Source organism: Blautia sp. Marseille-P2398, assembly GCF_964240315.1.
Taxonomy (GTDB): domain Bacteria; phylum Bacillota; class Clostridia; order Lachnospirales; family Lachnospiraceae; genus Blautia_A; species Blautia_A wexlerae.
Genome location: NZ_CAXSTD010000010.1, coordinates 73,128 through 93,838, shown reverse-complemented (window position 1 = coordinate 93,838; position 20,711 = coordinate 73,128). Strand labels below are relative to the sequence as shown.

At 43.9% G+C, this 20,711-nt stretch carries 20 protein-coding genes; 1 reads left to right on the top strand and 19 read right to left on the bottom strand.

What is annotated here, in order from left to right; genetic code table 11:
- The first annotated feature begins 13 nt into the window (after positions 1–13).
- Entirely contained in the window at positions 14–1,249 is a 1,236-nt protein-coding gene (locus ACESZG_RS12670) for a D-alanyl-D-alanine carboxypeptidase family protein (protein ID WP_195284586.1), read from the top strand.
- On the opposite strand, the gene ACESZG_RS12665 is transcribed toward ACESZG_RS12670, so the two are convergent.
- From ACESZG_RS12665 to ACESZG_RS12575, 19 genes are all read right to left on the bottom strand, one after another.
- Positions 1,220–2,179: a 3'-5' exonuclease gene (locus ACESZG_RS12665; RefSeq protein ID WP_118575817.1), complete on the bottom strand. Its 960-nt coding sequence runs from the start codon at positions 2,177–2,179 to the stop codon at positions 1,220–1,222. The genes ACESZG_RS12670 and ACESZG_RS12665 overlap by 30 nt on opposite strands.
- A gap of 60 nt (positions 2,180–2,239) precedes the next feature.
- Positions 2,240–3,364 carry a DUF362 domain-containing protein gene (locus ACESZG_RS12660; protein WP_022380448.1) on the bottom strand — a complete coding sequence of 375 codons (1,125 nt, stop codon included), beginning with the start codon at positions 3,362–3,364 and terminating at the stop codon, positions 2,240–2,242.
- A gap of 89 nt (positions 3,365–3,453) precedes the next feature.
- The gene (locus ACESZG_RS12655) at positions 3,454–3,699 is read right to left on the bottom strand and encodes a DUF1292 domain-containing protein (RefSeq protein WP_026649908.1); all 246 of its coding nucleotides are present in this window, start codon (positions 3,697–3,699) and stop codon (positions 3,454–3,456) included.
- A gap of 233 nt (positions 3,700–3,932) precedes the next feature.
- On the bottom strand, positions 3,933–5,615 hold the full coding sequence (locus ACESZG_RS12650; RefSeq protein ID WP_055053573.1) for a phospho-sugar mutase: 1,683 nt from the start codon (positions 5,613–5,615) through the stop codon (positions 3,933–3,935).
- Positions 5,616–5,715: 100 nt separating this feature from the next.
- Positions 5,716–6,603: an ABC transporter permease gene (locus tag ACESZG_RS12645; RefSeq protein WP_173703523.1), complete on the bottom strand. Its 888-nt coding sequence runs from the start codon at positions 6,601–6,603 to the stop codon at positions 5,716–5,718.
- The gene (locus ACESZG_RS12640; RefSeq protein WP_177968963.1) at positions 6,600–7,604 is read right to left on the bottom strand and encodes an ABC transporter permease subunit; all 1,005 of its coding nucleotides are present in this window, start codon (positions 7,602–7,604) and stop codon (positions 6,600–6,602) included. The genes ACESZG_RS12645 and ACESZG_RS12640 overlap by 4 nt, the downstream gene beginning before the upstream one ends.
- Complete coding sequence (locus ACESZG_RS12635) at positions 7,604–8,515, bottom strand: ATP-binding cassette domain-containing protein (protein WP_373218449.1); 912 nt, start codon at positions 8,513–8,515, stop codon at positions 7,604–7,606. Before ACESZG_RS12635 ends, ACESZG_RS12640 begins: the two co-directional genes overlap by 1 nt.
- Positions 8,508–9,521 (bottom strand): ABC transporter ATP-binding protein, encoded by a 1,014-nt coding sequence (locus ACESZG_RS12630; protein ID WP_195284582.1) that lies wholly within the window; start codon positions 9,519–9,521, stop codon positions 8,508–8,510. The genes ACESZG_RS12635 and ACESZG_RS12630 overlap by 8 nt, the downstream gene beginning before the upstream one ends.
- Before the next feature lie 68 nt (positions 9,522–9,589).
- Entirely contained in the window at positions 9,590–11,131 is a 1,542-nt protein-coding gene (locus ACESZG_RS12625; protein ID WP_195284581.1) for an ABC transporter substrate-binding protein, read from the bottom strand.
- Positions 11,132–11,405: 274 nt separating this feature from the next.
- Complete coding sequence (gene lysS, locus ACESZG_RS12620; RefSeq protein WP_008707788.1) at positions 11,406–13,442, bottom strand: lysine--tRNA ligase; 2,037 nt, start codon at positions 13,440–13,442, stop codon at positions 11,406–11,408.
- Positions 13,443–13,841: 399 nt separating this feature from the next.
- Positions 13,842–14,324: a transcription elongation factor GreA gene (greA, locus tag ACESZG_RS12615; protein ID WP_008707789.1), complete on the bottom strand. Its 483-nt coding sequence runs from the start codon at positions 14,322–14,324 to the stop codon at positions 13,842–13,844.
- A gap of 228 nt (positions 14,325–14,552) precedes the next feature.
- Positions 14,553–15,509, bottom strand: a complete 957-nt coding sequence (gene dusB, locus ACESZG_RS12610; RefSeq protein WP_334298411.1) for a tRNA dihydrouridine synthase DusB — start codon at positions 15,507–15,509, stop codon at positions 14,553–14,555.
- 52 nt (positions 15,510–15,561) lie between these two features.
- Positions 15,562–15,927, bottom strand: coding sequence for a DUF6145 family protein (locus ACESZG_RS12605; RefSeq protein WP_008707791.1), 366 nt, complete (start codon positions 15,925–15,927; stop codon positions 15,562–15,564).
- Between the two features lie 38 nt (positions 15,928–15,965).
- Positions 15,966–16,769 (bottom strand): biotin--[acetyl-CoA-carboxylase] ligase, encoded by an 804-nt coding sequence (locus ACESZG_RS12600; RefSeq protein WP_118670091.1) that lies wholly within the window; start codon positions 16,767–16,769, stop codon positions 15,966–15,968.
- Positions 16,769–17,770, bottom strand: coding sequence for an ornithine carbamoyltransferase (gene argF / locus ACESZG_RS12595; RefSeq protein ID WP_008707793.1), 1,002 nt, complete (start codon positions 17,768–17,770; stop codon positions 16,769–16,771). Before argF ends, ACESZG_RS12600 begins: the two co-directional genes overlap by 1 nt.
- Before the next feature lie 36 nt (positions 17,771–17,806).
- On the bottom strand, positions 17,807–18,748 hold the full coding sequence (locus ACESZG_RS12590) for an SPFH domain-containing protein (protein WP_173681193.1): 942 nt from the start codon (positions 18,746–18,748) through the stop codon (positions 17,807–17,809).
- A gap of 2 nt (positions 18,749–18,750) precedes the next feature.
- Entirely contained in the window at positions 18,751–19,185 is a 435-nt protein-coding gene (locus ACESZG_RS12585) for an NfeD family protein (protein ID WP_008707795.1), read from the bottom strand.
- A 20-nt stretch (positions 19,186–19,205) separates the two neighbouring features.
- A complete protein-coding gene (locus tag ACESZG_RS12580; RefSeq protein WP_025579019.1) occupies positions 19,206–19,979 on the bottom strand; it encodes an RNA methyltransferase in 774 nt (257 codons plus the stop codon).
- Between the two features lie 9 nt (positions 19,980–19,988).
- Positions 19,989–20,642: a TrkA family potassium uptake protein gene (locus tag ACESZG_RS12575; protein ID WP_022380134.1), complete on the bottom strand. Its 654-nt coding sequence runs from the start codon at positions 20,640–20,642 to the stop codon at positions 19,989–19,991.
- Positions 20,643–20,711: the final 69 nt, after the last annotated feature.

Below are 20,711 nucleotides of genomic sequence, written 5' to 3'. Positions count from 1 at the left end.
AGGGTAATTTCAAATGTTTAAAACAAAATTTCATAAATTAATGAAACGTTTCCTCACCGGAATGCTTTGTGCAGGGATTCTGACCTCCCAGCCTGCAGTCACTTACGCTGCCGAAACCTCTGCCACTCCTGAAGCCGGTCATTCAGAAACCTATTCACAGGCCTCAGATATCGATTCTGTCAAAGGATGGCCCACAGGTCCTAATATCGAGGGACAGTCCGCAGTGCTGATGGATGCAGTCACTGATACTATTCTTTATTCCAAAAATGCCAAGGATAAGCTATATCCCGCCAGTATCACTAAGATCATGACCGCTCTTCTGGCCTGTGAACATCTGAATATGGACGATACGATCACCATGTCGCAGGAAGCGGCTTATGGGATTGAGGCCGGAAGCTCCAGCATTTACGCAGAAACAGGAGAGGTTTTCACCGTAGAGCAGGCCCTGATGGCTCTGATGCTGGAATCCGCCAATGAGATGGCTCTTGCTCTGGCAGAAAAAACAAGCGGTTCTGTAAAGAAGTTTGTTGAACTGATGAACCAGAGGGCAGCTCAGCTTGGCTGTAAGAACACCCATTTTAATAATCCAAATGGTCTTCCGGATGAGACGCATTATACCACCGCTGGTGATATGATGAAGATTGCTAAGGCAGCCTGGTATAATCCCAGATTCCGTAAATTTGTGACCACACAGGTTTATGAGATTCCTCCGACTAATAAGCAGTCTGAAACCCGTTATCTTCTCAATCACCATAAGATGATGCCCGGACAGTCTTATGCATACGATGGGGTTCTGGGAGGAAAGACCGGATACACCGATGCAGCGGGAAGTACGCTTGTCACCTATGCCAAGAGGGGAAATTCCATTCTCATTGCAGTTGTGCTGAATTCTACAAACGGTGCTTTTCCTGACACAACTTCTCTGCTGGATTACGGCTTCGACAATTTTGAAAAAGTAGACTTGAATATAGATACCAATCCGGTACCGGCAGTATTTCTCCCATGCGAAAAGCACCTGTTAAAGGACTGGAATAATCTGTGTTCCTTCTATTATATGAGGCATGTGTACGTAACTGTCCCCACAGGAACCGATGTGAGCCAGCTTGTAAAGAAGCAGAAACTTCTGAACAATTCTGTCGGTCCAAAGCGAATTAAAAGTAAATATTATTTAGACGATCATATGGTCGGATATGGAATGCAATATGAAAAGGAGATCCTTTCAGATCTCCTTCTCAACGCTTCTTTTTAGTTTTCGCCTGAGGCGGAGGACTTCTTTTCTTTCACGAAGTTCTTCCGCTTCTTCTGTATCTGTGAAACGCAATGTCTTCACAGCGAAATATTTCTCATCTTCTGTTTTTCGGATGCGGATCTTGCCTCTTATCAGTCCATGTTCTTCACAATTGGATATGCTGTAATAAACCTTTGAATTATTCATAAACCATCGGAGTTTGCGCTTTGCAGGCAGATGACAGACCGGACATCTGGTGCTGGTCACCTCGCGGTCTTTCATGATTCGCTCTCTTGTGGCAAATTCTCTGGATACATATTTGTCATGATCCGGATAGGAAATATGTATCTCGTCTTTTTTCTTCTTTGGATTCTGGTAAACATCCAGTGACGGATGATTGATGATGATTATGTTATTTATTTTCTCCAGGACTTTCGCTGTATACCACGCATCTGCAAGCGCCCGGTGAAATCCCCTGGATTTCTCTATTTTCAGCTCATCGATCGCATGCTCCAATGCACACCTGTGTGTACCGTCATCATAACTGATACTGTATAGTTTCTGCACATCATAATAGGTCACAGGTCCGGGAAGCAGATCCAGCAGGCCATAGAACTTCATATTTCTCTGAAGTTCCATCACATCCTGATTTCCCCAGGTAAAAAAGTACCAGTCTTCTCCGCACCAGTCAATAAATTCCCTGACTGCCTGCTCAAAGGGCACTCCTTTCATTAGATCTTTATAATCTACATGAATTACCTCATGGATGCTGTCATGAATCCATTTATAGACCTGTGGTTTGATCAGTCGGTGAAAATGATCCGTTATTTCTTTTTTGCTGTTTACTTTTACAGCCCCAATCTCGATAATCTCAAATGGAAGCCTGTCGTTACGTGTTTTCTTTCCCGAAGGATTCTGATTCCATTCCAGGTCAAAGACAATATAGTTCATTCATCCGGTCCTTTTTGTTTATTACTTTTTCGCATTTATTTTCCACTGCTGATAAACATATTATTTCACAATCTTCAGTTCATACTGTCTGGTTCCCAGACCAATCTTCTCTGCCTGATCCAGTGTTGCCTGCCATTCAATGTTCGGGTTGGAATCTTTGAAATGGTCGTGGTGGCAATGCCAGTCAGGTTTTGCCAGGTGTTCTCCAAGCTGGCTGTTCTCGATCGGAGTTGCTTTCAGACAGGCATCTGCGCAGGCCTGGTCCAGAGCAACCGGGTCAAAGCTTGCAAACATTCCGATATCAGGAAGGATTGGTGCATCATTTTCGCCATGGCAGTCACAGTTCGGGCTGATATCCTGAACAAGCGCTACATGGAAATGCGGACGGCCATGACAGACTGCCTGTGCATATTCTGCCATCTTACGGTCAAGAAGTTCATTCGCACTGCTGTTTGGATTGTATACTGCATCAAAACCGCAGGCTCCGATACAACGGCCGCAGCCTTTACATTTATCATAATCAATGACTGCTTTTTTATTCGGATATGTAATCGCATCACTTCCGCACTCTTTCGCGCAGCGACGGCATCCGCGGCAGAGTTCTTCATTTACTGCAGGTTTTCCGCTGGCATGCTGTTTCATCTTACCTGCGCGGCTTCCGCATCCCATTCCGATATTCTTCAGTGCACCGCCGAAGCCGGTTGCTTCATGTCCTTTGAAGTGGCTTAAGCTGATAAAAATATCTGCATCCATGATCGCATGTCCGATCAGTGCAGTCTGACAATATTCACCGTTAACTACCGGTACTTCTACTTCGTCTGTACCGCGTAAGCCATCACCGATGATGATCTGGCATCCTGTTGAAATGCTGTTAAATCCGTTGAGATTTGCGCACTCCAGATGCTCCAGTGCATTCTTACGGCTTCCCGGATAAAGAGTGTTGCAGTCTGTGAGGAACGGAAGTCCTCCCTGCTCTTTACAGAGATCAGCTACTGCTTTTGCGTAATTTGGGCGCAGGAAAGCCAGATTGCCAAGTTCTCCGAAATGCATTTTAATAGCCACGAATTTTCCATCCATATCAATGTTTTTGATTCCGGCTGTAACGCAGAGTTTCTTCAGTTTATCAAGCTGGCTGGTGCCAACCGGACATCTGAAATCAGTAAAATAAACGGTTGATTTTTCCATCGTTTTTCCTCCTGTTTTTATTGATCAAAATTTGATTTTCTTTTTTATTTTATCACAAGATGCAGGTTCTTTTCGAGATATTTTTTTGCTTACATCTGTTCGTAAAATTTTGTCACCTTTTTGTATTCTGCAGGCAAAGTAATCTGCTCTACCACAACATCTCCATCTTCTGCATTGTGGTAACGGTAAATGTAAACGCCCTCCTGGATCTCATCTCCTTCGATCAGAGAAACTGCCAGATATCCCTGTCCTTCAAATTCAAAGGTATCCATGATCGCAAAATCCCGTTCTGTTCCGTCAGATACCGGGATGCTGATTACTTCATATTCTTCCATAGTATGTTTTCCTTTCATTCATAAGCAGTCTTATTCTTATTTTCGCTGTTTTTTATTGTAGCAAAGAGTGTTAATTATATCAATCCTATTTAACCGAATCAAGTAAGTCGTTACTGTGAACGGAGTGAACAGTAACAGTAAGGCCCCTGCGGGTTACAAAAAGAAAGACTGCACCTCCAATGAGCACAGCCTTTCCGGTTTGGTATATTTTATTCAGTTCTGCTTACAATTGCTTATGCCATGATCGGTTTTAATGCTTCTGCAAGCTTTTCTTTCTCAGCTTCTGCCTCTTCCAGGTTCTTGCCGAGAGTTGTGTAATAGATCTTGATCTTTGGTTCTGTTCCGGATGGGCGGACAACTACTGTCTCGCCGTTATCCAGCTTGTAGATCAGTACGTTTGCTGCAGGAAGTCCTGTTTCTTCCGGTTTCTGGTAATCTGTTACTTTTACGATGGCATGACCTGCGATCTCTGTGAGAGGTTTGTCACGAAGTCCCTGCATCAGAGCTGACATCTTATCCATTCCGCTTAATCCCGGGAATTCGAAGCTGTCTACTTTATTCAGGTAACGTCCGTACTGTGCATAGATTTCTTCCATTCTCTGTTTCAGGGAACTTCCGATGCTTCTGTAATATGCAGCCATTTCACAGATCAGCATAGATCCGATAACAGCATCCTTGTCACGTACATATGGTCCTGCAAGGTATCCGTAGCTCTCTTCAAATCCGAAGATAAATCTGTCTACTTCATCTGCTGCTTCAAGCTGTGCGATCTGATCGCCGATCCACTTGAATCCTGTAAGTACGCTTCTGAGTTCTACTCCATAGTGCTCTGCAACTGCATCTGCAAGTGGTGTGGAAACAATGGATTTCACTGCTACCGGGTTCTTTGGCATTGTACCTTTTTCGATACGGCCTGCACAGATATAATCAAGAAGGAGTACACCTACCTCATTACCTGTTACCAGCTCATAGGAACCATCCGGGCATTTCATTGCGATACCAACACGGTCTGCATCCGGGTCAGTTGCAAGCATTAAGTCTGCACCTGTTTCTTTTGCGAGGTTTAATCCAAGCTCCAGAGCTGCAAAGATTTCCGGGTTCGGATAACTGCAGGTTGTGAAGTATCCGTTCGGATATTCCTGTTCCGGAACGATTGTGATATCTGTAATTCCGATGTCCTTTAATACCTGAGTTACAGGTACAAGTCCTGATCCGTTTAACGGGCTGTAAACCAGTTTCAGTCCTGCTGTCTTGCAGAGACCCGGACGAACCTGACGGGATTCGATAGCTTCATAGAGAGCCTGCTTGCAGTCATCTCCTACAAAACGGATCTTTCCCTGTTCTACGCCTTCTGCGAAGGACATATATTTCGCACCTGTAAGTACGTCTGTTTTCTGGATCTCTTCATATACAATGGCAGCTGCATCGTCTGTCATCTGGCATCCGTCAGGACCGTATGCTTTATATCCGTTGTACTTAGCCGGGTTGTGGGATGCTGTTACCATAATACCTGCATTGCATTCATAGTAACGTGTTGCAAAGGAAAGTGCAGGTACAGGCATCAGTGCGTCATAAATTCTGACATTGATATCATTTGCCGCCAGTACGCCTGCTGCTGTTTTTGCAAATACATCACTCTTAAGACGGCTGTCATAGCTGATGGCTACTGTCTGATTACCGCCCTGTGTTTTTACCCAGTTCGCAAGTCCCTGTGTTGCCTGGCGAACTACATAAATATTCATACGGTTGGTTCCGGCTCCGAGAACTCCGCGAAGTCCGGCTGTTCCGAATTTCAGCGCTACTGCGAAACGATCTTTGATCTCTTCATCATTTCCTTCGATTTTGGATAATTCCGGATTAAGATCCGCATCCTGCAGATCTGCTGCCAACCAACGTTTGTATTCTTCCTGATACATTTTGACCACTCCTGCCTTGTTTTTTAGATTTTTTAAGATATTTCCATAATATCATAAATCAGACAAATCAGCAACAAGGCAGCGAGATTTCGGTCAAATTTTAAAAGTTACTTTCTTTTCTGTTTGTCTGCTCTCTGCAGGCATTTCCTATATTGGTCAGGCAGAGCACTGTGGTGATCAGGAAAAGTCCGGGAATCAGAATGATCCACCAGGAACCTGTCATTAATGCCTTATCTGACAGAGACAGCATACTTCCCCATGTGATAACCTCTATCGGAAGTCCAATACCCATAAAACTTAAAGTAGCTTCAGAGATCATTGCAGTTCTTACATTCATGACTACCATAAACATAATGGATGAAAAAAAGTTCGGTACCAGGTGCTTCCACAAAATACGGAAGAATCCTGCTCCCATACATCTTGCTGCGATGATATACTCACTGTTTCGTATCTGCCGTACCTCTGTGCGTACTACTTTCGCAATACTGGTCCAGCTGGTCACACCGATCACAAAGGACAGACTCAGGATATTGGCCTCCCCCATGATAGCCTGCAGCAAAATGATCAGGAGCAGAGTTGGTATACTTAAGAATATTTCTGTAAATCTCATGATCAGTTCATCAAGCCAAGCAGGTGCCACTCCACTGAAGGCACCGACTACCACTGCAATAAAAGTAGAAATAACTGTGGCTAATCCACCGATCAGGATCGAGATTCTTCCTCCATACCAAATCATGGAAAAAATATCCCTTCCCATAGTATCTGTTCCAAAAAGGAACTCCCTGTCAGGAGCTTTATTATAGTTTAACAGATCCATATAAGCAGGATCCTTTGTCATGATCAGTTCCGCACACAGGCAGCCCAGTACGATAAGAATCAGGATTGCTGCTGAAACAACGGGTTTTCCCTGATACCACTTTTTCTTTGATTTGGGAATTACGGTTTCTGTCTTTCTGTTTCCTGCCAGTTCAAATAAATGATTGGTCATCCTTCTACTACCTCCGATTTCTCGGTTATTACTTCATCCTTCATACGGGGATCTATCTGTTCATTAATAGTCTGACTGACGATATTACAGAAAATAACCAGGATTCCTGACATCATACAAAGCAGCATCAGCAGATTGTAATCATGATATCTGGCACTCTCATAGGACAGAGCTCCGATTCCGGGATAAGAGAATACACTTTCTACCACATAGGTTCCTCCAAGTACATGGGGGACTGCAATGGCCATAATACTCAGATAAGCAGGCATTACATTTCGGACACAATGTCTGAACATAAGCTTTTTCTTATCCAGGCCTTTTGCCTTTGCCAAAAGTACATAATCTGCGCGAACCTCTTCAAGGATCTTATTTCGGATCATGTAAGCATAATACCATAAATGCTCCATGACCACGATGGTCAGAGGCATCATCAGATGCAGCACTCTGTCACCGATATCTCCTGCATTTCCTGTACTGTAAGCTCCACTGCTTGGCAGGATCTTAAGATTTACAGAAAAAACAAGGATCAGGACCAGAGCCATCCAGAACTCAGGAATACAGCTGGATATGGTTCCCAGCTTACACAGGATCCGGTCTGCCAGCCGGTTTTCGTACCAGGCACACAGGATTCCCAGGAGCAAGGCTCCGGCAAACATAATGATAAATCCGATTCCTCCAAGTACAAGTGTATTGCCAATACGGCCGCCGATCACTTCTACCACATCCTGTTTATATTTAAATGAAATTCCAAATTCTCCATGAAAGGCATTTTTTACCCACTTCACATACTGCACAGAAATCGGTTCGTTCAATCCCAGCTTTCCCATAGCCCATTCACGTTCTTCCGGACTCATCTTCTCTGTACGGTCACCATAATAGGAGATCAGCGGATCTCCCGGTGCAAGACGGGCTACATAAAATACAGCTACAGACAATATAAATACTGAGATCAGGAATATCAGGCATTTTTTACCATAGTAGACTAACTTTTTTTGTCTCATTATATACTGCACCCCTTTCCTTCAGCCGGAAGCATTGCAAAATGTCCGGGTGACACTTCTGTCCACACGCTGTTTTCCATTCCTTCGCCATCATAGTACTGCAGAACTCTTTTTCTCTCCCTGATCGGGTCAGGAACAGGAATTGCAGACAGCAAGGTTTTTGTATAAGGATGCACCGGATGGGAATACAATTCTTCCGATGGCGCCAGTTCTACCAGTTTTCCATGATACATAACTCCCACACGGTCACAGAGATACTCAACCATAGCCAGGTCATGAGCTATAAACAGAAATGTAAATCCATGCTCCTCCTGCAAATGACGGAACAGATTGACGATCTGGGCCTGTATGGACACATCCAGAGAAGCTATCGGTTCATCAGCCACCAGAAATTCCGGTTCCATACACAGAGATCTGGCTATGGCCACTCGCTGTCTTTGTCCCCCTGATAATTCAGATGGATAACGATCCAGGAAACTACTCTCAAGACCTACATATTCCATCTGAAAGGCAGCTTCCTTCACAAAGCTTCCTCTCGGAGGTGTAATATGCTGAATCCTCATTGGTTCCGTAATAATATCTGATACCTTCATTTTCTGGTTCAGACTGGATGCGGAATCCTGAAATATCATCTGGCGGCGGGTCTGCAGCATTTTTTTATGCTTTTTGAATTCCTTTTTGTCGCAGATATTTACATCTTTATACCAGATTTCTCCCTGAGCCGGCTGATATATATTCATCAGACATCTGGCAACTGTGGACTTTCCTGAACCAGATTCCCCTACCAGACCAAAGATCTCACCTTTATGGATCTGAAATGAGACATCATCTACAGCCTTTACCTTGATCTTTTTTGTCAGATGAAACTGCTGAGTCAGATGCCTGACATCCAATAAAATTTCTTTACTCATGGACGATTCCTCCCATAGGTGATTTGATCTGCGGTGCTCTTGGATCCAGCAGCCAGGTTGCCGCATAATGAGTATCTGTTATCTTAAACATAGGTGGCATTTCTTCATAATCAATATTCAGGGCATATTCGTTTCTACATGCAAAAGCATCACCTTTCGGCGGATCTATCAAAGTAGGAGGCATGCCAGGGATAGTGTACAGGCTTTCTTTTCCATTTGCAAATGCAGGCAATGATCTCATCAGCCCCCATGTGTATGGATGTCTGGGATCATAATACACTTCCTCTGCTGTACCGATCTCTACGATCTTGCCTGCATACATGACTGCCACTCTGTCTGCCACACGTGCAACCACCCCCAGATCATGGGATACCAGTATGGTAGCTGTTCCAAGCTTCATCTGTATTTCCCGCAGAAGATCCAGAATCTGTGCCTGTATGGTCACATCCAGTGCAGTAGTTGGTTCATCTGCAAATAAAATATCCGGATCTGCTGCCAGAGCAATGGCCATAACACATCTCTGACGCATTCCTCCGGAGAACTGCCAGGGATACTGATGATATCGTTCCTTTGGATGGGAGATACCTACCAGTTCCATAAGCTCCAGAACCTTCTTATTTACCTGTTCCTTCGTGTAGTTCTTATTGTGGATCACCACTGCTTCCCCAATCTGTTTTCCAATTTTAATAGTTGGATTCAGGGATGTCATAGGATCCTGAAAGATCATCGAAAAAACTCTTCCACGCAGTTTCTGCATCTCCTTTTCCCTGTAACAGGTGATATCCTGTCCGTTCACACAGATGCTTCCCTCTTTTATTTTTGCGCTTGGTGGCAAAAGCTTCATGATACTTTTGCAAAGCACACTCTTCCCGCATCCGGATTCTCCAACTATAGCCAGCACCTCTCCCTTTTTTAATGAAAAAGACACTTCTCTTACTGCCTGGACTTCTCCGGCAGGACCGTCAATGCTGACTGAAAGATTTTTAACCTCTAATAAATGTTCCATTTTCAATCCTTTTTCCGCTCGTGTAAAAAGGGGGCACCTTTAGTGCCCCCGTCACAACCTTTATCTTTTTATTCAATAGTCCAGTCTGCTACATTCCAGAAGATTCCAACTCCATGATGTCCCATAATTGTATCAGGATCGATTCCTTTAATATTGCTGTCAGCAACATAGTTGGCATCAATATAGCAGATCATTGCATAAGCCGGATCCTCTGCCAGAGCTTTCTGGAAATTAGCATAGGCTTCTGCACGAACTTCCGGATCAGCTGACTGTCTTGCTTCTGTCAGATACTTGTCAACGTCTGCATTAGAATAGCCGGAGTAGTTTGCTCCCTTATCTGTTCCGAATACTTTGTATGTATGGTCGTCAGCGTCAAATGGGCTTCCCCATCCGATCAGGAATGCCATCTGTCCTGCCCAGTCTGTCTGTGCAGGGATCTCTACTGATACATCCATGCCAATCTCTTTCAGTTCCTGTGCTGCGATCTGAGCCATATCAATACGTACCTGATCTCCTGCACTTACGCTGATCACAAATCCCACTTTTTCGCCGTCACGATAATAGAATCCGTCATCACCCATCTCGCATCCTGCAGCTTCCAGAATTTCTTTTGCTTTTTCAGGATTGTAATCATAATGCTCTACATCTTCATAATTGTAGATATTTCTCTGAAGAGGTCCATAAGCCGGCATTCCCTGTCCAAGGATAACTGCGTCGATGATCGCCTGACGGTCAAGCCCATAGCATACTGCCGGGATCAGATCACGGTTTTTCTGCCAGTATTCATTTCCAAAGTTAAACATGATTCCACGATAGTCAGAAGTCTTCATATCGTAGCATGTATATGCCTCATCATCTGCAAAAGCAGCTGCATCCTTTGGTGTTAATAATGCCAGATCAAGTTCTCCGGATTTTAACTGAAGTGCTTTCGCATTGTCATCCGGTACGATCTTGAATACAATTTTATCGATGGAAGGCTCACCCTTGAAATAATCTTCATTCTTAACCAGTGTGATCGCCTGTCCCTCATCCCAGGATTCAATCTTGTATGGACCTGTTCCTACCGGGTTACGGAAGAAGTCAGAAGTCTGCATATCTTCTCCCTCAAGCAGATGCTTAGGAAGAACTGCCATTGTCATATAGTCAAGGAATGCAACGTTTTTGTCCTCAAGCTTGAACGCAACCGTATGATCATCAATAACATTGATTTCCTCTACGTCCTCGTAGTTGGGTGCATTCTCAGAACCATTTTCCGGATCCATGATCGCTTCAATAGTAAATTTAACATCCTCTGCTGTCACAGGTTCGCCGTCCTGCCACTTGGCATCTTCTGCCATATGGAATGTATAAGTATTGGTTTCATCATCAAAATCCCAGCTCTCTGCCAGTCCCGGAACTACCTGATTCTCTCCGTCATGTGCAGTTAAACCGTTGAAGATCAGAATATTGATCTCTCCATGTTCATCCATAGCAGGATTGATCCTGGTATAATCTCCGCTTCCGTATACCAGTGTTGTTTCTTCCTCTGCCAGTACAGGCACTGTTGTTCCGGCACTGACCAGTGATACAGTCAGAAGCACTCCGGCCATTGTCAATAAACCCTTTTTCATTTCATGTTCCCTCGCTTTTTCTTTATTGGTAACTGGCTTTTATGATATCAGACAATTCTGACATCAGTAAGCCCTGCGGGGGGATATTGACATATTCCTTTTTGTGCCTTATATATGCCATATATGGCATACCTGCAGCAGTATCATTACTCTCCATCGCAGTGCGATCCTGCCCGGAGTGTTATTTATATTATAGGAACATTACAGAGTAATTTCCTATAATATAAATAACACTCCGCCTTTAGTATTTCACTAAAAGCGAAGTGTCCTGATATTAATATAATTTTGCACCAGCCGGAATATGGTCATCTACCATCAGAAGATGAAGTTTTTCTTCGCCCTCTTCTTCATGGATTGCACTAAGTAACATTCCACAAGATTCAATTCCCATCATTGCTCTAGGTGGCAGATTTGTGATAGCTATAAGTGTCTTACCTACCAGTTCTTCTGGTTCGTAGAATGCGTGAATACCGCTTAAAATGGTACGTTCTACGCCTGTTCCATCATCCAGAGTAAACTGTAAAAGTTTCTTTGACTTCGGCACTGCGACACACTCTTTTACCTTTACTGCACGGAAATCGGACTTGCTGAAAGTCTCAAAATCTACCTCATCTTTGAACAATGGTTCGATTTCTACCTTTGAAAAATCAATCTTCTCAACTGGCTTTTCTGAAACCGTTTTAGCCTGCGCAACGTTGTTTGCTTCGTTCTTAGCAGCGCCCTGGGACTTCATTGTCGGGAACAGCAGTACGTCACGGATTGCCTGGCTGTCTGTAAGCAGCATAACCAGACGGTCGATTCCGTATCCGATACCACCTGTAGGCGGCATACCGATCTCCAGTGCATTCAGGAAGTCTTCATCTGTGTGGTTTGCTTCCTCATCTCCTGCGTCAGCAAGAGCATCCTGTGCTTTGAAACGCTCTCTCTGGTCAATCGGGTCATTGAGCTCGGAATATGCGTTACACATTTCCCATGTATTAATGAACAGCTCGAAACGCTCTACCTTATTCGGATCAGAAGGTTTCTTCTTTGTCAGCGGAGAAATCTCGATCGGATGATCCATGATAAATGTTGGCTGGATCAGTTCTTTTTCACAGTATTCCTCGAAGAACAGGTTGATGATATCACCCTTCTTATGACGTTCTTCATATTCAATATGATGCTCATCTGCAAGCTTCTTAGCTGCTTCATCATCTGCAACTTCATCAAAGTCAATTCCTGCATATTTCTTGATCGCATCATTCATGGTCAGACGTTCAAAAGGTTTGCTGAGGTCGATCTCGATACCATTGTAGGAAATCTTCGCAGAACCACAAACCTTCTCTGCCAGATAACGGAACATAGACTCAGTCAGTTCCATCATGCCTTCATAATCTGTATATGCCTGATAAAGCTCCATCAGAGTAAACTCCGGATTATGACGGGTATCTACACCTTCATTACGGAATACACGTCCGATCTCATAAACTCTCTCAAGACCACCAACGATCAGTCTCTTCAGATAAAGCTCAAGAGAAATACGAAGCTTAACATCTTCGTTCAATGCATTATAATGAGTTTCAAACGGTCTTGCTGCAGCACCGCCTGCATTTGCAACCAGCATCGGAGTTTCCACTTCCATGAAGTCACGGTCTGCAAGGAAGTTACGGATTTCTTTCAGAATCTGGGAACGTTTGATAAATACGTTCTTGCTGTCCTGATTCATGATAAGGTCTACATATCTCTGACGATAACGCATATCTGTATCTGTCAGTCCATGGAATTTCTCAGGAAGAATCTGTAAGCTCTTGGAAAGAAGAGTCATGCTTTCTGCATGGATAGAAATCTCACCTGTTCTTGTTCTGAATGCAAAACCTTCCAGTCCGAAGATATCACCGATATCGGATTTCTTAAAATCTGCATAAGAATCTGCTCCGATCGCATCTCTTGCTACATATACCTGAATATTTCCCTGTAAATCCTGGATATTGCAGAAAGAAGCCTTACCCATAACTCTCTTGAACATCATACGGCCTGCGATCGCTACGTGAATCGGGCTTGCGTCCATGATTTCTCTTCTCTCTTCATAATCTTTCTTAACAGCTTCCTTTGCCTGTTCTTCATCAAGACCTGTTACATCTACTTCTGCACGATCTTTGAGAAGTTCTGCCTCATGTGCTTCATAAAGACTCTTCACTTCCATTGAGTGATGAGTCTGGTTAAACTTTGTGATCTGAAATGGGTCTTTTCCATTAGCCTGAAGATCTGCCAGTTTATCGCGACGTACCTTCAGTAACTGGTTTAAATCCTGTTCCTGCTTCTGCTGTGCCACCTTGGTTCCTCCTTATATACTTGTATAATTATTATTTGTTCGTAACTGTTCAGTACCTTCACAGTTACGAGCCAAAATGCATTAAAAATCACCTGCGGTGATGGCATTTTGGCTTGTATGTCTCGGGATTTTGGTACTTACGTGCCAAAACACCTCGCGGGATAGTAGACTACTGAATAGTTACATTTATTCTACATTTCCATGTGATATCAGATGTAACAGAAGATTCCATTCAACAGAATCCTGTATTTTCAAATATCAATTTATCAGATATACAGACAAAAATAAGAAATAACAAACTTCTTATTGTCTTCTTATTATCTGCTTATATAGTCAGAGAAAGGTGCGCGTTATGCCTTTGCATGATAAATCTCTACGCGCACCTCAGTCATCTGTCTCTTATACGTTTCTCTGGATCTCCAGAACTTTGTATTTCATGATTCCTGCCGGCATCTCTACTTCTACTACATCGCCTGTATGCGCACCGATAAGTGCTTTTCCTACGGGAGATTCGTTGGAGATTTTGCCTTCAAGGCTGTTAGCCTCTGTGGAACCTACGATCTTCAACTCGATGTCTTCTTCGAATTCAAAATCGTGTACTTTAACCTTACATCCAACGCTGATCTTGTCCAGATCTACTTCGTCCTCTACAACAACTTCAGCATTCTTTAAGATCTTCTCGATTTCTTCGATACGTGCTTCAATGTCTCTCTGTTCGTCTTTCGCTGCATCGTATTCCGCATTCTCAGATAAGTCGCCCTGTTCTCTGGCTTCCTTAATTTTCTCTGCTACTTCTTTTCTCTTTACTACCTTTAAATCATGCAGCTCTTCTTCTAATTTTTTAAGTCCTGCATAAGTTAGTAAGTTTTTCTTTTCTTCCATAATAACCTTACTCCCTTTCAACATCCGGTATAGTCTTCTGCGTTTCTTTTCGCCCCGGATCACTACATGGATTTATGTGCTTCCTGATACATCATACCTGAAAAAGGGCAGACTTATTCTAGGATATTCACAATTTCTGTATTATACAAAAAAGCACCCGGATTGTCAAGCATTCCGAGCGCCTTTGCTATTGTTTATATTTCTCATTTCACATTGTTTTAACTTTTATTATAATCTTGATAAAAGCGCCTCCAGAGCTTCATAACTTTCTATGGTGTTTGACTCTCTTCTGAGCCCTGCGCTGTGACGCATGCCTGCAGTATACCAGGCAACGTGTTTACGCATCTCACGTATTCCTACGAATTCACCTTTTAATTCAATCTGTTTTCTGGCATGACGCAGGATCATTTCACGTATTTCCTCTACAGACGGGCGTTCCAACAGCTCTCCTGTCCGGAAATAATGGTTCAGCTCGCGGAACAACCAGGGATTTCCCCTTACTGCACGTCCCACCATAACTGCATCACATCCGGTCTGTTTCACCAGTTCTTCTGCTTTCAGCGGAGAATCTACATCCCCGTTTCCAATTACAGGAATGGTAATCGCTTCTTTTACCCTGCGGATCGTATCCCAGTCTGCAGTGCCGGAATAGTACTGCTGTCTGGTGCGCCCATGCACTGCAAGTGCTGCTGCTCCCGCATCCTCAATACGTTTCGCGATTTCAACAATATCTACCGGTTCATTCTCAAATCCGATTCGCACCTTGACAGTCAACGGTTTACTGATTGCAGATGATACTTTTCGAACGATCTCTTCAATCAGATTCGGGTTCTTCAACAATGCAGATCCCTCGCCGTTATTGACAACCTTCGGCACAGGGCATCCCATATTGATGTCCAGGATATCGAAATCTCTGTCCTCAATGGATTTCGCAACCTCTGCCATAAGATCCGGTTCACTGCCAAAAAGCTGCATGGAAACCGGGTGCTCACATGGATCAATCTCCATCAGGGCAATAGTGTTTTTATTGTGAAAAGAAATCGCTTTTGCACTGATCATTTCCATACAGATCAGTCCGGCCCCCTGCTCTTTACAGAGCGTTCGAAATGGCAGGTCTGTGACACCTGCCATTGGTGCAAGAACAAACGGATTATCAATCTGTACGTTTCCTATTTTCCACTGCATCTTCATGAATGGTTCTCTTGCCTGTACCGGCTCATTCCTTGTCTGCATGGATTCAGTCCTCACTGCCCGATGTTTTCTTCAGTTCTTCTTCCGGGATGTCTCCGAGAAAGAATACTTTATAATACATTTCCAGAGATTCCAGAAGTTCTTTCTTGTCCTGCTGAAGCTGTTTGATCTTCAGTCCGCTTCCGATCTCATCGTAGCGGGCATCTGCTTCCAGAGCTTCTGTTTTAAACTGAAGTCTGCCGTTTTCGTCAAATTCCAGAGTCAGGATTCCTCCTACATCCTCTGTGTAAAGAACACACATGATCTGAAGTTCTTTCTTCACATGATCCGGAAGTGCATTGAAATCCTGATTAAAATAAAATTTCTTCTCATAGGCACTTGCGCCGCAGAGAGTAATGTTGTCCTGATACATAAATTACTGTTTCCCTCTTTCGAAATTATTCAGAATCTTTATACATAGCTGTAAAGTCCACGCACCGAAACCTCTCCTGCGCTGACTTTCACAACTTCTTTATTCTGCCTTTCCACAAGCAGTTCACCTTTTTCATCAATCCCCCTGCAGATTCCTTCGAAACTTCTGTCACCATCGATCACTCTGACCGGCTGGTTCAGATTTGCAAGGATTCTGTGGTAATCATCCAGCAGATGAGTAAAATCACAGGTCTGGATAAATTTCTCATAGTTGATCTCGAAATATTTCATCACCAGTGCAATCACCTGATTTCTGTCATATTCACGACCGCCCTCCAGAATCAGCGAAGTCGCTTTGTCCTGCATTTCTTCCGGAAATTCTTTCAGGTTTACATTGATTCCTACTCCGATGAGAACATAATTGATCTTCACACCATTTGTTCCCATCTCGGTCAGGATACCACAGATTTTCTTCTTAGAGATCACAATATCATTGGGCCATTTAATACTTACGTTAAACCCCAGTTCCTCTGCTGCCTGTGCCACTGCCATTCCCATAACCAGTGTCAGCATAGACGCATACTGCGGTGAAAATTCCGGACGTAAGAGCAGTGTCATCATAATAGAGCTGCCCTCCGGTGCTTCCCATCTTCTGTCAAAACGCCCTCTTCCCGCAGACTGAAATTCCGCAACTGCCAGAGTTCCATGCTCTGCACCATCTTTTGCCAGACGCTTGATCCATGAATTGGTAGAATCTGTTTCTTTTGCAAAATGGACGGTTTTGCCCGCCCATTTTGTGTCTATCGCCTGTGAAATTGTTTCTTCATTATACAGATGTGCCATTATTTGTTCTCCGGCTCTCCTAATGTTGCTACCATAACAGCTTTGATGGTATGCATACGGTTCTCTGCCTCATCAAATACTTTGGACTGCTCAGATTCAAATACTTCGTCTGTTACTTCCATGTCTGTCAGATTGAATCTCTCGCCCATTTCCTTGCCGATCTTTGTCTTAAGGTCATGGAATGCAGGCAGACAGTGAAGGAAGATTGCTTTCTCTCCTGCGTTCTTCATAACGTCCTTTGTTACTTTATAAGGTGTCAGATCATGGATTCTCTCTGTCCATACCTCATCCGGCTCACCCATGGATACCCATACGTCTGTATAGATAACGTCTGCATCCTTTGTTCCTTCCTGAACATCCTCTGTCAGAGTGATGCTTCCGCCGGATGCTTTTGCATATTCCTCGCACTGAGCAACTAACTCTGCATTCGGGAAATATTTCTTAGTTGTGCAGGCTACGAAATGCATGCCAAGTTTTGTGCAGGCAATCATCAGGGAATTACCCATATTGTAGCGGGCATCACCCATGTATACAAGCTTACGTCCTTTTAAATCTCCGAAATGCTCACGGATTGTCAGCATATCAGCGATCATCTGTGTCGGATGATATTCGTTCGTAAGGCCATTCCATACCGGAACACCTGCATGTTTTGCAAGCTCTTCTACGACTTCCTGACCAAATCCACGATATTCGATACCATCATACATTCTTCCCAGAACTCTTGCTGTATCTGCAATGCTTTCTTTCTTACCGATCTGAGAACCTGTCGGATCCAGGTATGTGCTTCCCATTCCAAGATCATGGGCAGCTACCTCAAAAGAGCAGCGGGTTCTTGTACTTGTTTTTTCAAAAATAAGTGCAATATTTTTGCCTCTGTAATATTCGTGAAGCTCGCCGGCTTTCTTCTTTGCTTTAAGTTCTGCGGATAAATCAATAAGATATGTGATCTCCTCCGGTGTAAAGTCTTTCAGTGTCAGAAAGTTTCTTCCTTTTAAGTTCATAATAATTCTCTCCCCGATGTCATTTATTCTCTTTTGTTATTTGTCTGTCTCCACTTTCGGATCAGTGACGATCTCTTTCAGCGAACTTGCCAGACCTGCGATTCCCTGAATATCCGACGGAATAATGATCTTGGTTGCCTTACCGTCTGCTGCCTTGGCAAATGCTTCCAGACTCTTCAGTGTCAGAACTGCTTCATCTGCTCCTGCCTCTCTGATCATGCGGATACCCTCTGCATTGGCATTCTGAACTTTCAGAACTGCCTCAGCCTGTCCTTCTGCCTCCTTGATCATACGCTCTTTCTGAGCCTCTGCGCGGAGGATTGCTGCCTGTTTCTCAGCTTCTGCATCCAGAATTGCGGATTGTTTCTTACCTTCTGCAACAAGGATCGTAGATTTCTTCTGACCTTCTGCGATCAGGATTGCTTCACGACGTTCACGCTCAGCTTTCATCTGTTTCTCCATTGCATCCTGAATAGCTGCCGGAGGAATAATGTTCTTCAGTTCCACACGATTGACCTTGATTCCCCATGGATCAGTAGCTTCATCAAGAGAAGCTCTCATCTTGGTATTGATCGTCTCACGTGATGTAAGTGTCTCATCCAGTTCCATGTCACCGATAATATTTCTTAAGGTTGTTGCGGACAGATTCTCGATTGCCATGATCGGATTCTCCACACCGTAAGTATAAAGCTTCGGATCTGTGATCTGAAAGAATACGACAGTATCGATCTGCATGGTTACGTTATCCTTTGTGATAACCGGCTGCGGTGGAAAATCCACTACCTGTTCCTTCAGATTTACCTTTCTGGCTACTCGTTCAATAAACGGAACCTTGAAGTGAATTCCTGTACTCCAGGTTGCCTGATAAGCTCCCAGACGTTCCAGGATTACTGCATATGCCTGTGGTACAATGCGGACGCAGGATGCAAGGACCCATACCGCAATAACGATAATAACTATCAGAAAAACCACGCCCATAACTAATCCTCCTTATTCTGTTTTACGATAAGTTTCACACCTCGGATCTCTTCGATCGTTACAACGGTGCCTTCGCCGATTTTTTCGTCATCAGCAGAACGTGCAGTCCATTCAATGTCATTGATACGAACCTGGCCTGTCTGCGCCAGATTGTCAATCTCCTGAATCACAACTGCTTTCTTTCCAATCAGACTATTTGCATTGGTCTGTATGGTTTCTTTGTTGAAATACTTCATTGCCAGTGGTCTGGTAAAGATGAGAAGTACCAATGAAACACACAGAAACAGCAATATCTGTACAGTGAGGTTCGCTCCTGCATAACATGCAATAGCAGCGACCAGTGCGCCGCCGGCAAACCAGATGGTGGTCAGTCCTGCCGTAATTGCCTCTACAACAAGCAATAACGCAAGAATCCCAAGCCAGATCAAAGGCTGCATGAAACTCCTCCTTTCGTCTGCTATCGTCTCTGACGAGCAGCTTCATACATGAGAATTCCGGATGCCATGGCAGCATTCAGAGATTCTACTTTTCCACACATAGGAATCCGTATCAGACAATCAGCACTGTCTGCCGCTTCATCTGTCAGTCCTTTTCCCTCATTGCCGATCAGGAAAGCAGTTCCTCCTGTGTAGGATTCCTGATCATAAGAGTTCTTACCATGCAGATGCGCCGCAAATGTGCGGATATTTCTGTCTTTCAGTTCCTGTGCTAATGATACCACACTTTCCACATATAGGAAAGGCATTCTGTAGACAGAACCCATGGTTGATCGTATAACCTTCGGGTTTGTGATATCCACGCAGGTCTTTGTCAGAAGAACTCCGCTTACTCCGGCACCCTCTCCTGTACGGAGAATAGTTCCCGCATTTCCCGGATCCTGCAGATCTTCCAGAATCATAACCAGCGGATTTTTCCCGCCGAGAATATCTTCCATTATATAGGAAGGTTTCTTAAGCACTGTCATAATTCCCTGCGGCGTCTGCGTATCGCTCATCTGTCGAAAAACAGAATCTGTTACTATTTCATATGGAAGTTTCTCCACCTGAGCCATCAGTTCTGCATCACCGCTGAGAGCTTCTGATACATACACCTTCGAAATCCAATCCCTAGGTGCTTCGCCGAACATTTTTCTTCCTTCTGCAACAAAAAGCCCTTGTTCTCTGCGGGCTTTTGTTTTCTGGTTCAGCTGTATGATATTTTTTACCTGTCCGTTATTTACACTGGTGATCATATCTTATCCTCAATTTTCCGAAACCTTATTCAGGTCACTGTTTGCTCCTGCTGCAACAACTGTGCAGTCTGCCGGAAACACTTCATCCGGCGCCACATTCATATTCATCTTATCGCCATGCTTCAGACCGATCAGATTGATGTTATACTTTTCCCTGACCTTCAGCTCCCGAAGTGTTTTTCCTATCCATTCCCGCGGGATCTTAAATTCTGCCATACTGAAATCAGAAGAAAGCTCAAACATATCGACAAATCCACTGGAGAGAAGATTTCTTGCAACTCTGATACCCATGGAATGTTCAGGATAAATCACCTTATCTGCCCCTATTTTCTCCAGTATCCTGCCATGAAGAGAATTCATTGCCTTCGCCATGACAAAAGGAACTCCAAGTTCTTTCACCTGCATCGTTGCTGTAATACTGGCCTCCATATTCTCGGCTACTGCGATGACCGCAACATCTACGTTCTGAACTCCAAGCGATTCCAAAATTCCCGGATCACGCACATCTGCCTTGACAGCATAGGAAACTTTCTCTGCGATATCCTGCACATTATCATCTTTATCGTCAATGGCAAGTACATCGCAGTTCGCCTCTGCCAGAGTAAGAGCTACCGTCATCCCGAACTGCCCAAGACCGATCACTGCATAAGATTTGTTCTTCATTTTCTTCCTCATTTCTCTTTCTGAACATATATTCGTTATCCTCTGCGAATATATGCCTGACTGCCAAAC

Excerpts from the sequence above, each read along its gene's own strand:
- ACESZG_RS12645 (WP_173703523.1), bottom strand. The coding sequence starts at position 6,603 with ATGACCAATCATTTATTTGAACTGGCAGGAAACAGAAAGACAGAAACC.
- ACESZG_RS12590 (WP_173681193.1), bottom strand. The coding sequence starts at position 18,748 with ATGGGCGTGGTTTTTCTGATAGTTATTATCGTTATTGCGGTATGGGTC.
- ACESZG_RS12600 (WP_118670091.1), bottom strand. The coding sequence starts at position 16,769 with ATGGCACATCTGTATAATGAAGAAACAATTTCACAGGCGATAGACACA.
- ACESZG_RS12630 (WP_195284582.1), bottom strand. The coding sequence starts at position 9,521 with ATGGAACATTTATTAGAGGTTAAAAATCTTTCAGTCAGCATTGACGGT.
- ACESZG_RS12670 (WP_195284586.1), top strand. The coding sequence starts at position 14 with ATGTTTAAAACAAAATTTCATAAATTAATGAAACGTTTCCTCACCGGA.
- greA (WP_008707789.1), bottom strand. The coding sequence starts at position 14,324 with ATGGAAGAAAAGAAAAACTTACTAACTTATGCAGGACTTAAAAAATTA.
- ACESZG_RS12665 (WP_118575817.1), bottom strand. The coding sequence starts at position 2,179 with ATGAACTATATTGTCTTTGACCTGGAATGGAATCAGAATCCTTCGGGA.
- ACESZG_RS12580 (WP_025579019.1), bottom strand. The coding sequence starts at position 19,979 with ATGATCACCAGTGTAAATAACGGACAGGTAAAAAATATCATACAGCTG.
- ACESZG_RS12660 (WP_022380448.1), bottom strand. The coding sequence starts at position 3,364 with ATGGAAAAATCAACCGTTTATTTTACTGATTTCAGATGTCCGGTTGGC.
- ACESZG_RS12650 (WP_055053573.1), bottom strand. The coding sequence starts at position 5,615 with ATGTATCAGGAAGAATACAAACGTTGGTTGGCAGCAGATCTGCAGGAT.
- dusB (WP_334298411.1), bottom strand. The coding sequence starts at position 15,509 with ATGCAGTGGAAAATAGGAAACGTACAGATTGATAATCCGTTTGTTCTT.
- ACESZG_RS12640 (WP_177968963.1), bottom strand. The coding sequence starts at position 7,604 with ATGAGACAAAAAAAGTTAGTCTACTATGGTAAAAAATGCCTGATATTC.
- ACESZG_RS12585 (WP_008707795.1), bottom strand. The coding sequence starts at position 19,185 with ATGCAGCCTTTGATCTGGCTTGGGATTCTTGCGTTATTGCTTGTTGTA.
- ACESZG_RS12635 (WP_373218449.1), bottom strand. The coding sequence starts at position 8,515 with ATGAGTAAAGAAATTTTATTGGATGTCAGGCATCTGACTCAGCAGTTT.
- ACESZG_RS12605 (WP_008707791.1), bottom strand. The coding sequence starts at position 15,927 with ATGTATCAGGACAACATTACTCTCTGCGGCGCAAGTGCCTATGAGAAG.
- ACESZG_RS12625 (WP_195284581.1), bottom strand. The coding sequence starts at position 11,131 with ATGAAAAAGGGTTTATTGACAATGGCCGGAGTGCTTCTGACTGTATCA.
- ACESZG_RS12655 (WP_026649908.1), bottom strand. The coding sequence starts at position 3,699 with ATGGAAGAATATGAAGTAATCAGCATCCCGGTATCTGACGGAACAGAA.
- argF (WP_008707793.1), bottom strand. The coding sequence starts at position 17,770 with ATGAACTTAAAAGGAAGAAACTTTCTGACACTGAAAGACTTTACACCG.
- ACESZG_RS12575 (WP_022380134.1), bottom strand. The coding sequence starts at position 20,642 with ATGAAGAACAAATCTTATGCAGTGATCGGTCTTGGGCAGTTCGGGATG.